Origin of the sequence: Marinobacter flavimaris (assembly GCF_045057155.1) — a bacterium.
GTDB lineage: Bacteria > Pseudomonadota > Gammaproteobacteria > Pseudomonadales > Oleiphilaceae > Marinobacter > Marinobacter manganoxydans.
Window position 1 is genome coordinate 3,325,177 of record NZ_CP171359.1, and the last position, 13,815, is coordinate 3,338,991.

Here is a 13,815-nt window from a genome sequence, read left to right on the forward strand (position 1 = left end):
CGAAGAAGTTGGCAACCCGGCCAGTTACGATCTTGTAAGAGGGTGTCGCCAATGGCGACGGTCAGGCTTTCCCCGGAAACCAGCCTAGACTGTCACCGGTTGCCCCGGTAGGCCGGTATTCCGCGCTTACCCAGCCGTCATATCCCATGGCATCGATGGCCGCAAAAACATTCGAAAAGTTAATCTCCCCCGTGCCGGGTTCATGTCGCCCCGGGTTGTCCGCAAACTGAATGTGGCCGATCCAGGGCAAAAGACACTCCATGGAGCGCACCAGATCCCCTTCCATGATTTGCATATGGTAAAGGTCGTACTGCAGGCGCACGTTGTCCGCGTCGATTTCCTCGATCAGTGCGAGCACCTTGCCGGAGGTATCCAGTACGAAGCCTGGCATATCCACGCGCGAGTTAATGGCTTCCAGGCACAGGGTGATACCCTCGTCAGCCAGCCTGCCCGCTGCCCAGGCGACATTACTCACCAACGTCTGCCAGGCAATGTCATCGGAAACGTTCGCCGGCTTCAGTCCCGCAAGGCAGTTCAGCTGCCGGCAGCCAAGGGCTTTGGCATAGTCGATCGCCTGATCCACGCCGGCCTGGAACTCCTCAACCCGGTCCGGCAGGCAGGCGATGCCCCGTTCACCGGCGTCCCAGTTACCGGGCGGCAGATTGAACAGCACCTGAGTCAGCTGATTATCGCTCAGCATCTGGCCGAGTCGCTCTTTGGGGTAGGCATAGGGGAACAGGTATTCCACGCCCTCAAAACCCGCGGCCCGGGCCATGGCAAAGCGCTCGGGAAAGTCCACTTCCGTGAACAGCATGGACAGATTGGCAGCAAAACGGGGCATGGCGTGTTTACTCCTTCGGTCCGCGGCCAAGGGAGCCAAGCAGGGCACCGTTCAGATGCTCCAGCTCCAGCAACAGGCCACTGTGGTCGACATCACTGTGGCCATTGGCCACCAGCGACAGGTATTCATTGTGCGTCTGTTGAGCCAGGGGCAGGGTCAACCCTTCCGCACGGGCCTCATCCAGAATCATCCGCATGTCCTTTAGCTGGATCCGAGCCGGCGCGCCGGGTGCAAATTCCCGGTCGATCATCCGCTGGCCATGGAGCTCCAGAATCCGGCTACCGGCAAACCCGCCCAGCAACGCTTCCCGCACAGCGGCAGGATCGGCACCGCCTTTCGCCGCCAGCAAAAGCGCCTCGGACACAGCACCAATGGTGATACCAACAATAGCCTGATTGGCCAGCTTCGCCAGTTGCCCCGCGCCAACAGGACCAATCCGCGTGCACTTGCCGAGCGCCTCGAACACCGGCCGGGCGCGATCCACATCCGCTTCCGAGCCACCCGCCATGATACTCAGGCGGGCTTCAGCCGCGCCCACAGTCCCCCCGGACACCGGCGCATCCACATACCCAGCGCCCTGCTCTGCAACCAACTCGCCATGCCGCCGGGCCACGGAAGGTTGAATTGAACTCATATCAATCACCAGCGCGCCCGGCTTCAGGGCATCAATCGCGCCCTGGGCGACCAGCACCTGCTCCACCACATCGCTGTTCTCCAGCATGGTGATCACCACATCGGCATTGGCAACCGCTTCCGCCGGGGATTCGGCGATCACCGCCTCAGAGGCAAACGGCTCGCACTTGCTGGACGTGCGGTTCCACAGAGTCATTGGAAAACCCGCGTTCAGGAGGTTACGGGTCATGGGCGCGCCCATCAGGCCGATGCCAAGGAATGCGATATGAAGGTGTTTATGAGTCATTTTTCAGGCCTTGTACGAAGGTTGGAGAAGGGATTGGGTGGGCCTTTCCAGAACCGTGCGGAGCCATGGGTGAAGCGCGAAAGCGCTTCACGGGCTGGCCATGGATGGCCTGCCCCGGACCCTCAGTGCGACGCAGGAGCAATAAGCACTGAGGGCCGGAGCCGAGCGTACATGGATGTATTCACAGCGTGTTTTGGAAAGGCCCACCCAATCGCTTCTGCCCCCAAGGTAAAGTTTCCGATTATACAAACAAAAACGCCACCAACCGGAACCGGTGGTGGCGTTTTTTACGACTCAGGTACTCAGTGGCTAGCCAATAACTCAGGCCACCTCTGACATCTGCATGCGAATCTTCTTCATCGCATTCTTCTCTAGCTGCCGTATACGCTCGGCCGAGACGCCGTACCTGTCGGCCAGCTCGTGCAGGGTCGACTTGCTTTCAGACAACCAGCGCTCCCGGAGAATATCCTGGCTGCGCTCATCCAATTGCCCCAGAGCCTGCATCAGCCGGCCATTGGAATCGTCCGACCAATCCGCGTTCTCAAGCTGGGTCGCCGGGTTGCTGCGAGCGTCTTCCAGATAGTACGCAGGCGCCTGATAGGCGTTGTCGTCATCGTCGTCCTGAGGACCGTCAAAGGCGGTATCCTGAGACGCCAGCCGGCCTTCCATTTCGCGGACAACCCTGGGCTCGACACCCAGATCCTCGGCAACAGCGTTCAGCTCATCATGGCTGAGCCACGCAAGCTTCTTCTTCTGGCTGCGAAGGTTAAAGAACAGCTTACGCTGGGCCTTGGTGGTGGCCACTTTAACAATCCGCCAGTTACGCAGGATAAACTCGTGAATCTCTGCCTTGATCCAGTGCACCGCAAAAGACACCAGCCGCACACCGTACTCAGGATTGAAGCGCTTGACCGCCTTCATCAGGCCAACGTTGCCTTCCTGGATCAAATCCGCCTGAGCGAGGCCATAGCCGGAATAGCTCCGGGCAATGTGAATCACGAAGCGCAGGTGGGACATAACCAGCTGACGGGCGGCTTCCACATCGCCCTCGTAATGGAGCCGTTCAGCCAGCTCCCGCTCTTCGTCAACTGTGAGCACCGGGATGCGGCTCGCAGCCTGAATATAAGACTCGAGATTCTGACCCGGAACCAGTCTGTCAACCAGTTGTAAACTCGTACCCATGCTCTAACCTCCGAACCCAACGGCCCTAAATATATCAATTACCCTTTAGACCGCCAAGAACCCTGAAAGTTCCCGAAATTCCCAGTAAAACGTTATAAAACAACTATCTGGGAAATTCACCGTGGCTTTACTATCTAACAACTTACGCCAATAGAAGCTGTCTCTTCAATACGGTTTTCCCGTTATTCGGATCATGCTCCTCCGGCAATATCACCCGGCTCCATGTCATCCAGATGACGCTTCACGGCCACCCAAGCGCCTAGCCAGCCTAGCAGCATCGAAACAATTATCAACGCCAGGGCGCCATCAATGTGCAGCCCATCCAGGGAAAAGTCGCTCCTGTACAGGCCTGCCAGCCGCTCTATGGGCCCGCTGAGCCACCAAAGTGACAATTGCAGTAATATCAGGGCAACAATCCCACCACCGAGCCCGAACCAGGCGCCGGTGTACAGAAAGGGCCTGCGAACGAAGCTGTCTGTTCCGCCCACCAGCTTCGCAACCAGAATCTCGTCCCGACGGCTCTCGATTGAAAGCCGTACGGTATTGCCGATCACCAGCACAACCGCCGCCGCAAGCAGGATCGCCAACGCCCAGACAGCACGGGCAAGAAGATCCGTCATGGCGTTCAGCCGCTGCAACCAGCCCAGGTCTACCTGAACCCGCTCTATGCCTTCCATGCCCTCGATAAACCGCACCAACCCCTCAACACCCTCAGTGGACCGGGCGCCCTCTTCCGGGGTAATCAGCAGGGTATGTGGCAGCGGATTATCCTCGAGATAGTCCAGAGCATCTTCCAGGCCCGATGAAGCGCGGAACTCCGCAAGCGCCTGGTCGCGATCCACCAGCTCAACACCTGCCACCCGGCCGTCTCCGGAAATCTCGTTACCCAGCACTCGGGCTCGTTCGAGAGGCACATCCAACTCGATATAGGCGGTCACCCGGGCGCTGCTCTCCCAGCCTGCGCTGACTCCCTGAAGACTGGTCAGCAGCAACAGCAATGCCACTGGCAGCGCCAGGGCAACCCCCATGACCGTCCACGTCATCAGACTCGCCACCGGTGTATGCAAAAGGCGGTTGGCACTGTCCCTGGCGACCTTGCGGTGATGGATGAAATAACTTTCTGCCTGCTCACGCCAGGGCGCGCGAGCCTGGTTGGCGCCGCGGGTAGGCTGTGCTTTCTTGCGGGGATCAGCGGCCATGGACACCTCCCCCGAGAACTGGCGTGCCGCCGGCCACCAGACGGCCATGATCCAGCTTCAGCGTTCGACGCCCCATCTCGTTGATCAGGGCGATGTCGTGGGTTGCGATCAACACGGTCACACCCACTTGGCTGAACTGCCCGAACAGATTCATGATGTCCGCAGACAGAGCCGGGTCCAGGTTACCCGTGGGCTCATCCGCCAGCAGCACCGGGGGTTTGTTCACCACCGCCCGGGCAATACCCACGCGCTGCTGCTCCCCGCCAGAGAGCTGCATCGGGTTCATTTTTTCCTTCTGCAGCAAACCCACCTTGTCCAGGGCCGCGCGCACGCGGCGACCCGTATCTCTGGGGGAGGCGCCCATGACTTCCAGTGGCATGGCGACGTTGTCGAACACCGTGCGATCAAACAACAGTTGGTGGTTCTGGAAGACCACGCCAATGTGACGACGAATGTAGGGAATCTGGCGTCGGGGCAAACGGTTCAGAACCTGCCCCCCAACCACCACTTCACCGGCACTGGGGCGCTCCATCACCATGATCAGCTTCAGAAGGGTACTCTTGCCGGCGCCGGAATGGCCGGTCAGGAACGCCAGCTCGCCGCGTTCCAGGCCAAAATTGACCTGTCGCAGAGCGGTGTGATCACTGTCGTAACGCTTGGTGACCTGGCGAAACTCAATCATGGGCGGCTTCCGCGCGGCTGGATTCCGGGCTATTCGTCAAACAGGGCGTCCACAAAGGTTTCGGCATCAAAACTGCGCAGGTCGTCCACCTGCTCGCCGACACCAATAAACCGGATGGGCAACTGCAACTGACGGGCGATGGCAAACACGATACCGCCTTTGGCCGTGCCGTCCAGTTTCGTTAACGTAATGCCACTGACGCCGACGGCCTGCTGGAACACCTGCGCCTGGCTCAGGGCGTTCTGGCCGGTGCCTGCATCCAGCACCAGCATGACCTCGTGGGGTGCGGATTCGTCCAGCTTTTTCATAACCCGGACCACCTTTTCCAGCTCCTGCATCAGGTTGTCCTTGTTCTGCAGGCGGCCGGCAGTATCGGCAATCACCACATCAACACCACGGGACTTGGCCGACTGGATGGCATCGAAAATCACCGAGGCACTGTCAGCGCCGGTGTGTTGCGCCACCACCGGAACCTTGTTGCGCTCGCCCCAGACCTGCAGCTGCTCAACCGCAGCGGCACGGAAGGTATCGCCGGCTGCCAGCATGACCGATTTTCCTTCGTTCTGGAATTTCTTGGTGAGCTTGCCGATGGTGGTGGTCTTGCCCACCCCATTTACGCCCACCATGAGAATCACGTAAGGCGTCTTGCCGGAGTCGATCTGCAGTGGCTTGGTGACATCCTTCAGCAGACCATGCAGTTCATCCCTCAGAGCCTTTCGCAGGGCCTCGCCGTCCTTGAGCTGATTGCGCTCAAGTTTGTCGGTGAGTGAGTCGATGATTTCAGAAGTGGCGGTTACGCCGACGTCTGCCATCAGTAGCGTAGTCTCGATTTCCTCCAGCAGTTCCTCATCGATTTTCTTGCCAAGCGAGAACATGTCGGACAAGCCACCGGTCAGGCTTGCCCGGGTTTTGCCCAACCCCTTTTTGAAGCGCTCGAAAACGCTGACCTGAGGCTCCGGTTCCGGTGCTTTCTGCGGTTCTTCCGCGGGCTCTGGGGTCGGTTCCGGCTCAGCCACCGGCTCTGGTTGTGGCTCTGCGGCGGCAGGCGCTTCAATCTCGCCCTCTTCCGGCTCTGGTGCCGGCCCTTTGGAAACCTCGGGCTTGCGCTGCGGCACCGGCTTGGGGCGTGGTGCCCGGCTACGGTTGCCGGCGATATCCAGGACAAATACGAGCACAAGAAGGGCCAGGAGGCCGATTGAAATCCACTCTGCCGTCATAAAAATCAATCCATCAGTCTGAATGGGCGGGACAAAGAAAGCCGGTATTCTAGCAGACTGTCCCGGTGAAGTGAGGGTCGCTCCGATTATCGCGACCGTAAACGTTTCCGGTAAGATGCAGGCACATATCCTGAACCGAATATTTCCGTGGAGCGGCGGCTATGACGCGCAGACAATCCGCAAGCAGGTCTCACCAGACGAGATCCCCAGCTGGTCGCGAGGCGGCTCCGGCTGGCAAAGGCAGCGGCACCGGTGAGCTGCGAATCATTGGCGGCGACTGGCGCAGCCGCAAACTGCGCTTCCCGGACGCCGGTGGCGTTCGACCCACCCCCGCGCGCACCCGCGAAACCCTGTTCAACTGGCTTGCCTTCCACCTTGCCGGCAGTGACTGCCTCGATTTGTTCGCCGGCTCCGGCGCGCTTGGGCTAGAGGCTCTTTCCCGGGGTGCCGGGCAGGCCACCCTCGTGGACCACACGCCAGCCCTGGCCAGAGCACTGCGAGACAACCTCCGGTTGTTGAAATCCGACAACGGCGAAGTGGTGTGTTCGGACGTCGAAAGCTATCTGGCCCAGAGAAACCGACCGCCATTCGATATCGTGTTCATGGATCCGCCGTTTCGCCAGGGCTGGCTCGAAAAGCTGTTTCCGTTGCTGGAAAAACAGGCGTGGATCAAACCCGGCGGCTGGGTTTACGTGGAACACGAGAGCGAGCTGCCAACGCCTTCTGTGCCCGTTTCCTGGCAGTTGCACCGGCAAAAAAGTGCGGGACAGGTCACCTACTCCCTGTTCCGGGTTGTTTCCGGGCCAGAATAAAAAAGGGCCAGATGAACGCTTTCATCTGGCCCCGGATTCCCCGCCGAAGCAGGTTTACGTCGATTCTCTACCCGGCATCAGGTTGAGGGGCGCAGCGAGTAGGCCCGGAGGTGCTCGGCGAACTCTTCCAGATAGCGGATACCGCTGGCTTCCGCCTCACGGCACCACTCCATCAGCGCGTTCAGCTTGTCCTGGGGTTTGAGCCCACGCTGGCGCCAGAGGGCCTGCAGCTCGTGGCTCTTCTCATAGATCTGGCGCAGCACCGCATTGCGCTCCAGCACAGACTCGAGGGTTTCCTTCTCCTTCGGCTGAATCAGTGTGATCTCACGGGAGAGCAGTTGCTTGAGCTTCCGGTAACGGGGACGGATCTCATCGTCCATCAGCGACTTCTGCTGGCGCAGGACCGGCTCCATGACACGTTTACGGTACTGGCGCATGATATCGAACCGGTTGTTGGCGATGGCCTGAACCGTTTCCACATCCACCTCCAGTTTACCTGGCACATGGTGGGCAATCGGTCGATAACCCTTGGGCTTGGCCAGTCCGAACAACTGGAACAGGCGGATGTAGCCCCAGCCGATATCCACCTCGAACCAGCGGCGAGACAGCTTGGATGAGTTGGGATAGGTATGGTGGTTGTTGTGCAACTCTTCACCGCCAATCAGAAGACCCAGTGGGCTGATATTGCGGGCGTTATCGGCACATTCGTAGTTCCGGTAACCCATCCAGTGGCCGATACCGTTGACCACACCGGCAGCCCAGACCGGAATCCACATCATCTGCACCGCCCAGATCCAGATACCGTGAACGCCAAACAGGGCCAGGTTGATTACCGCCATCAACGCGATGCCGAGCATCTTGTAGCGGCTGTAAACATTGCGCTCCACCCAGTCTTCCGGTGTCCGCTGGCCGTAGCGCTCGAGCGTTTCGGGCGTCGCCGATTCCGCATAGAGTTCGGCGCCCTGGAACAGCACCTTGCGAATACCCAAGACGACCGGGCTGTGGGGATCTTCCTCGGTTTCGCACTTGGCGTGGTGTTTACGATGGATGGCGGTCCATTCCTTGGTGTTCTGCGCAGTGGTTAACCAGAGCCAGAACCGGAAGAAGTGTTTCAGGGCCGGATGCAGGTCCAGCGAGTTATGCGCCGAATGGCGATGCAGGTAGAGCGTTACACTGACAATCGTGACGTGTGTCATTCCGAGGGTGACCAGAATGAGCTGCATCACCGACAGGTCAAGAAGACCATTAAACCACATAGCAAATCCTCAAAATCAATATCTTTGGCGCGAGGCCAACCTCCACACTTTAGCGTACAGCTGTAAGCCACAACAACAGCATTTGGATGCAAAATTGTTACTGATTACACTTAGACGTTTTCCACCGGAGATTCCCGCCCGTGCCTGAACTGCCCGAAGTAGAAACGACCCGACGGGGTATAGCACCCCACTGCGAAGGCGAGACTATTACACGAGTGACAGTCCGCAACGGCAGTCTGCGCTGGCCCGTTCCGGCCGATCTGGGCGAGAAACTGGAAGGTCAGGTGATTAAAAGTGTAGACCGCCGGGCCAAGTATTTGTTCCTGAACATGGACCGGGGCACGGTGATTGTTCACCTTGGCATGTCCGGCAGCCTGCGCATCATCACTGACAATACCCCTCCCCTGACCCATGATCATATCGACGTGGCATTGCAGTCCGGCGTCATCCTTCGATTCAACGACCCACGCCGGTTCGGCTGCTGGCTGTGGGCTGATTCCGCCGAAGAGCACCCGCTGATCACCCACCTGGGTCCGGAACCCCTGGCCCCGGAATTCAATGGCGCGCACCTGTTCCGGCTCTCCCGCGGCAAAAACACACCGGTGAAATCGTTCATCATGGACAATCAGGTGGTCGTGGGTGCCGGTAACATCTATGCCAATGAAGCGCTGTTCAAATCGGGCATTCATCCCCGGCGCAAGGCCGGGAGAATCAGCCTCGACCGCTATCACAGGCTGGCCGAAGCCATCCGGGAAACGCTCAGCGCCGCCATTCTGATGGGCGGAACCACCCTTCGGGACTTCGTGAACAGCGATGGCAAGCCCGGCTATTTTGCCCAGTCCCTGCTGGTGTACGGCCGTGGCGGCCAGCCCTGCAAGGAATGCGGGGCACCACTGAAGGAAATCCGGATGAACAATCGCTCAACGGTTTACTGTCCCCGTTGCCAGCGCTGAACGCTTACCAGATCGCACATTCTGCAACGAAAAATCGTTTGAAAATGCGCAAATATGATTCATAGTTAACAGAGGATTAACGCCCACGGTTTACAATAGGATGGTATCCGGTTGATACGATCCGGGTTTGCTTTTCTTTAAAGCAGTACCCTTTCAGGGCCACTAAAGCTCAGGAGACAGTAAGATGACCCGCAAGATTTCCCGCACCCTGGTAGCCACTGTGGCGGCCTGCCTGTTGGCATTCTCATCCCTTGGGCACGCCCAGGCCGTGGACGAAACCCCTTCGGCACTGGCAATGACCGGTGATGCAATTTTTGTTCGCCCGGCCTTGCTGGCTACCACCATCGTGGGCAGCGCTGTCTACCTGGTCTCCCTGCCCTTCTCCCTGCTGGGCGGCAACGCTGATGAAGCAGGGGAAGTTCTGGTAATGGGCCCGGCCAAGGCGACTTTCGTGCGCTGCCTGGGCTGCACCCGTACCGGCAAGAAACCCGAGACGGTCCAGACCAGCAACTGATCCGGCTCCATCGGGCACGCCTCCGTACTATCACGGCTTGCCCCGACGAGCGAACTCCGGCAGCCTGAAGCAAATTCTTCAGGCTGTTTTTCTCTATGGTTGACTGGTCCTCGCTTAACACGGTGTTCCTGGATATGGACGGGACACTGCTGGATCTGCATTTCGATAACCACTTCTGGCTCGAACATCTGCCGGCAAGGTACGCCGAGCAATACGACCTCCACCCCCAGGAAGCGAAAGACCGCCTGATTCCGATGATCATGGCCGAGCGCGGCTCACTGAACTGGTATTGCACCGATTACTGGAGCGAGCGGCTGTCTCTCGACATCACGGGGCTGAAAGCAGAGGTAGGCGACCGGATCGGTTACCGCCCCCACGTCACGGATTTTCTCGATGCCCTCCGACAAGCCGGGCTTCACTCGGTGATTGTCACCAACTGTCACCCCGACCCCCTGGCCCTGAAGCTGAAACGAACCGGCCTTGATACACGGGTGGATGCCATTGTTTCCAGCCACCAGTTGGGCAAGCCCAAGGAAGATCCCTCATTCTGGCAGGACCTCCAGCGAGTAACGCCTTACCAGGCCGAAAGCACCCTGATGGTCGACGACAGTTTTCCGGTGCTGGAAAGTGCGCTGGCGGCCGGCATTGCCCAATGTCTGGCCGTATTGGCGCCGGACAGCCAACAGGAAGCCCGGGAGCAGCACCCGGAAATACCCTGTATTCATCACTTCGATGAAATTCTCCCCGCGCTTCGCCAGCGGTCGCCCCTGCCATCCGGCCGATGACAGGGTTATAATTGGGCTACAAGCCCATCAGGTGAGGAGACATGACGGCATCAACCGCTGACGACCAACGTGTAAGACTCGATAAATGGCTCTGGGCCGCCCGATTCTACAAGACCCGCTCCCTGGCCAAGGAAGCGATCGAGGGTGGCAAGGTCCACTACAACAGCCAGAGATGCAAACCCGGCAGGCTGGTGGAAGCCGGCGCAAAGCTGACGTTGCGCCTGGGCTGGCAGGAAAAAATCATTATTGTTGATGACATCAGCGACCGGCGCCGTGGTGCACCCGAAGCTCAGAAGCTCTACCACGAAACCGAAGACAGCGTTAAGAAACGCGAGGAAATGGCCTGGCAGCGTAAAACTATGCAGGCAGCGCAGCTTCCTCCGGCCAGACGCCCCTCAAAGAAAGACCGAAGGGACATTCAGCGCTTTCGCGAACAGAACGGCCTCTGAACCCTTTATTACATCCCCGCCCTCAGTCAAACGTGCAACGACCGGCATTCAGCATTCAGGAGACACAACATGGCAGCCCGCGACCAGTTCCAGCGCTTTATCTTTGAACACAGCCAGGTGCGGGGAGCCTGGGTTCAGCTAGCGGACAGCTATCAGGAAATCGGCAGCCAGGCGCCCTACCCGGACACGGTCCGGGAACTCCTCGGAGAAGCACTGGTGGCGAGCATCCTGATGAGCAGCACCCTGAAGTTTGAGGGTACATTGTCGGTACAGGCCCAGGGGGAAGGGCCTCTGCGCACATTAATGGCCGAGTGCAGCCACGACAGACACATCCGCGGCCTGGCCCGCTTTGATGAGCATGCGGTCAGCGAAGACAGCTTCCACGATCTGCTCGGCGAGGGTCGGATGGCTATTACCATCACGCCCAACCGCGGCAACCGTTATCAGGGCGTTGTACCCCGGGATCAGGAGACACTCGCCGGCTGCCTTGAGGAATACTTTGATCGCTCGGAGCAGATTCCCACCAGCCTGTTCCTGTTTGCCGACGAAAACGGCGCCGCCGGCTTGATGCTACAGCGCCTGCCGGGCGCCACAGAGGAGGATGAAGACCTCTGGGACCGGGTAAACCATCTGGCCCGAACCGTGGAAGCCTCCGAATTACTGGAGCTGGACAGCGAAACCCTGCTTCACCGCCTGTTCCATGAGGAGACCGTACGCCTGTTTGACTCCGAACCGGTCGCCTTCCAGTGCAGCTGCTCACGGGAGCGTACCCTCGGTGCCCTGGAAGCCATCGGCCGCGAGGAGTGTTACAGCATCCTCGAGGAAGAGGGCTCTATCGAAATGGACTGCCAGTTCTGTCATGCTCACTATCGCTTCGATAGAAATGATATTGATCATCTTTTCACCGGTCATACGCTACACTAGAAACACGTTCGATTAGCCGGGAACCCGCTGATAGCAAGGCTTCCCGGGCAGTCGTTTTTTACCGGCGTCTCTGGCATAATAGCGCGCCTGAATTGACCCGACTGCTCAGATTTCCGTCAATTTTAGGAAGCGGCCTGAGCAATCACTAAGCATCCCGAGGGCGAGGTCGAAGTGAGCAACACTTATAGTGATCTGAGTACAGCACGACTGGTTGAGGTGGCACTGGCGCGTGAAGAAGGCCAGCTGGCATCCAACGGTTCCCTGGTCGTAAAAACCGGTGAGCGCACGGGCCGGTCTCCCAAGGACCGTTATATTGTCGAGGAGCCCAGCACCTCGGACGATATCCACTGGGGTCCGATCAACCGTCCTTTCGACGCTGAAAAATTCGACGCCCTCTGGGATCGTGTTGAAGCCTACATCGCCGAGAAAGACCAGTTCGTGTCTCACGTTCATGTTGGTTCCGACCCGGAACACTACCTGCCGGTCAAAATGACGACCGAGACCGCCTGGCAGAATCTGTTCGGCCGCAACCTGTTTATCCGTCCGGACAGCTATAACCCGGCCGACAAGCAGGAATGGCAGATCCTGAACGCCGCCAACTTCGAGTGCGATCCTGAGCGCGATGGCACCAACAGCAACGGCTGCGTGATGATCAACTTTGCCAAGCGCAAGGTTCTGCTGGCTGGCATGCACTACGCCGGCGAGATGAAAAAGGCCATGTTCTCCGTGCAGAACTTCCTGCTGCCGGAAAAAGACGTGCTGCCCATGCACTGCTCGGCCAACGTCGGTGAAGACGGCGAAACCTGCCTGTTCTTCGGTCTGTCCGGCACTGGCAAGACTACCCTCTCCGCCGATCCGCACCGCTTCCTCATCGGTGACGACGAGCACGGTTGGGGCCCGGGCACCGTATTCAACATCGAAGGCGGTTGCTACGCGAAGTGCATCGACCTGACCCGGAAAAATGAACCGATCATCTGGGACGCCATCCGTTTCGGTGCCATTGTCGAGAACGTGACCATCGACCCTGAGACCCGTGAGCCGGATTACACCGACGTATCCCTCACCGAAAATTCCCGCTGCGCCTACCCGCTTGAGCACGTTGAAAAGCGCGTGATCGAGAACCGCGCCGGTGAGCCATCTCACATCGTGTTCCTGACCTGCGACATGACCGGCGTCCTGCCGCCCGTGTCCATCCTGAGCCGCGAAGGCGCCGCTTACCACTTCCTGAGTGGCTATACCGCTCTGGTTGGCTCCACCGAGATGGGTTCCTCCTCGAAGCTGAAGTCCACCTTCTCAACCTGCTTCGGTGCGCCCTTCTTCCCCCGTCCGGCGGGCGTTTACGCCGAGCTTCTGATGAAGCGGATGGACGAGTTTGGCAGCAAGGTCTTCCTGGTCAACACCGGCTGGACCGGCGGTCCTTACGGTGAAGGCCAGCGATTCAGCATTCCGACCACCCGTGCCATCATCGCCTCAATCCAGAATGGCGACCTGGACGACGTGGAAACCGAACACCTGCCGACCCTGAACCTGGACGTGCCCAAGCATGTTCCGGGCGTGGACACCGAGCTGCTGAACCCGCGCAACACATGGGTAAGCCCGGACTACTACGATGGCAAGGCCCAGGAACTGATCGCCCAGTTCGTCGAGAACTTCAAGAAGTTCGACGTGGCAGATTCGATCGTCGAAGCCGGTCCGAAGCTTAGCTGAGTCGATTACGGCAAGTAAGGAAAGCGCCCTGCGAAAGCACGGCGCTTTTTTTGTATGATAGCCCAACACACTCCAGGAAACGGCTTCATGAAACAGCGTCTACGCCAGCTCTTTTCGTTTATTCTCAAACCACTGGAATCCGGAAAGGTTGGGCCCAGCTACAAAGATTCGCACCGCACTGTGCTGAATGTGGTGGGCGTCCTGTTCCTCGTTCTGGCGACGGTGTCGGCGGCGATGCTCGTTTACACCGGTAAGGCAGGCGCCTTGATTCCCGTGCTTGTTTTCTTCGGTATTGGTGGCGTGTCCCTGGTGGTCGGGACGTTGGGCTCGGATGCCGCGGTGTCGAAGATGTGGGGCAACCGCTAGCGGACGCCC

At 59.0% G+C, this 13,815-nt stretch carries 15 protein-coding genes; 8 read left to right on the forward strand and 7 right to left on the reverse strand.

Annotated features, from left to right (window positions below; genetic code table 11):
• Window positions 1-61: 61 nt before the first annotated feature.
• The 6 genes from hyi to ftsY all read right to left on the reverse strand — a co-directional run bounded on the left by hyi (window position 62) and on the right by ftsY (window position 6,040).
• The gene (gene hyi / locus ACGK9W_RS15590) at window positions 62-841 is read right to left on the reverse strand and encodes a hydroxypyruvate isomerase (protein WP_008175692.1); all 780 of its coding nucleotides are present in this window, start codon (window positions 839-841) and stop codon (window positions 62-64) included.
• Between the two features lie 7 nt (window positions 842-848).
• Entirely contained in the window at window positions 849-1,760 is a 912-nt protein-coding gene (locus tag ACGK9W_RS15595) for an NAD(P)-dependent oxidoreductase (protein WP_053113261.1), read from the reverse strand.
• 321 nt (window positions 1,761-2,081) lie between these two features.
• Window positions 2,082-2,942 (reverse strand): RNA polymerase sigma factor RpoH, encoded by an 861-nt coding sequence (gene rpoH / locus ACGK9W_RS15600; RefSeq protein WP_008175688.1) that lies wholly within the window; start codon window positions 2,940-2,942, stop codon window positions 2,082-2,084.
• Between the two features lie 191 nt (window positions 2,943-3,133).
• Window positions 3,134-4,141, reverse strand: coding sequence for a permease-like cell division protein FtsX (ftsX, locus tag ACGK9W_RS15605; RefSeq protein ID WP_008175686.1), 1,008 nt, complete (start codon window positions 4,139-4,141; stop codon window positions 3,134-3,136).
• Window positions 4,131-4,823 (reverse strand): cell division ATP-binding protein FtsE, encoded by a 693-nt coding sequence (gene ftsE, locus ACGK9W_RS15610; protein WP_008175683.1) that lies wholly within the window; start codon window positions 4,821-4,823, stop codon window positions 4,131-4,133. Before ftsE ends, ftsX begins: the two co-directional genes overlap by 11 nt.
• Window positions 4,824-4,852: 29 nt before the next feature.
• Window positions 4,853-6,040 (reverse strand): signal recognition particle-docking protein FtsY, encoded by a 1,188-nt coding sequence (gene ftsY, locus ACGK9W_RS15615; RefSeq protein ID WP_405417446.1) that lies wholly within the window; start codon window positions 6,038-6,040, stop codon window positions 4,853-4,855.
• 161 nt (window positions 6,041-6,201) lie between these two features.
• Between ftsY and rsmD the strand changes: the two genes are divergently transcribed.
• The gene (rsmD, locus tag ACGK9W_RS15620) at window positions 6,202-6,852 is read left to right on the forward strand and encodes a 16S rRNA (guanine(966)-N(2))-methyltransferase RsmD (RefSeq protein ID WP_405417448.1); all 651 of its coding nucleotides are present in this window, start codon (window positions 6,202-6,204) and stop codon (window positions 6,850-6,852) included.
• Window positions 6,853-6,929: 77 nt separating this feature from the next.
• Here the strand turns inward: rsmD and ACGK9W_RS15625 are convergent, their stop codons facing one another.
• Entirely contained in the window at window positions 6,930-8,108 is a 1,179-nt protein-coding gene (locus ACGK9W_RS15625) for a fatty acid desaturase (protein ID WP_053113263.1), read from the reverse strand.
• Window positions 8,109-8,248: 140 nt separating this feature from the next.
• On the opposite strand from ACGK9W_RS15625, the gene mutM reads away from it, so the two are divergent.
• The 7 genes from mutM (at window position 8,249) to ACGK9W_RS15660 (ending at window position 13,806) form a co-directional block, all read left to right on the forward strand.
• Window positions 8,249-9,061 carry a bifunctional DNA-formamidopyrimidine glycosylase/DNA-(apurinic or apyrimidinic site) lyase gene (gene mutM, locus ACGK9W_RS15630; protein ID WP_039882121.1) on the forward strand — a complete coding sequence of 271 codons (813 nt, stop codon included), beginning with the start codon at window positions 8,249-8,251 and terminating at the stop codon, window positions 9,059-9,061.
• A 184-nt stretch (window positions 9,062-9,245) separates the two neighbouring features.
• On the forward strand, window positions 9,246-9,575 hold the full coding sequence (locus tag ACGK9W_RS15635; RefSeq protein WP_008175672.1) for a hypothetical protein: 330 nt from the start codon (window positions 9,246-9,248) through the stop codon (window positions 9,573-9,575).
• Between the two features lie 95 nt (window positions 9,576-9,670).
• A complete protein-coding gene (gene yrfG / locus ACGK9W_RS15640; protein ID WP_405417451.1) occupies window positions 9,671-10,360 on the forward strand; it encodes a GMP/IMP nucleotidase in 690 nt (229 codons plus the stop codon).
• Between the two features lie 41 nt (window positions 10,361-10,401).
• Window positions 10,402-10,809, forward strand: coding sequence for a ribosome-associated heat shock protein Hsp15 (gene hslR, locus ACGK9W_RS15645; protein ID WP_008175667.1), 408 nt, complete (start codon window positions 10,402-10,404; stop codon window positions 10,807-10,809).
• A gap of 69 nt (window positions 10,810-10,878) precedes the next feature.
• Window positions 10,879-11,733 carry an Hsp33 family molecular chaperone HslO gene (gene hslO, locus ACGK9W_RS15650; protein WP_008175666.1) on the forward strand — a complete coding sequence of 285 codons (855 nt, stop codon included), beginning with the start codon at window positions 10,879-10,881 and terminating at the stop codon, window positions 11,731-11,733.
• Between the two features lie 171 nt (window positions 11,734-11,904).
• On the forward strand, window positions 11,905-13,440 hold the full coding sequence (locus ACGK9W_RS15655) for a phosphoenolpyruvate carboxykinase (RefSeq protein ID WP_008175663.1): 1,536 nt from the start codon (window positions 11,905-11,907) through the stop codon (window positions 13,438-13,440).
• Window positions 13,441-13,527: 87 nt separating this feature from the next.
• Window positions 13,528-13,806, forward strand: a complete 279-nt coding sequence (locus ACGK9W_RS15660; RefSeq protein WP_014578662.1) for a hypothetical protein — start codon at window positions 13,528-13,530, stop codon at window positions 13,804-13,806.
• Window positions 13,807-13,815 lie beyond the last annotated feature (9 nt).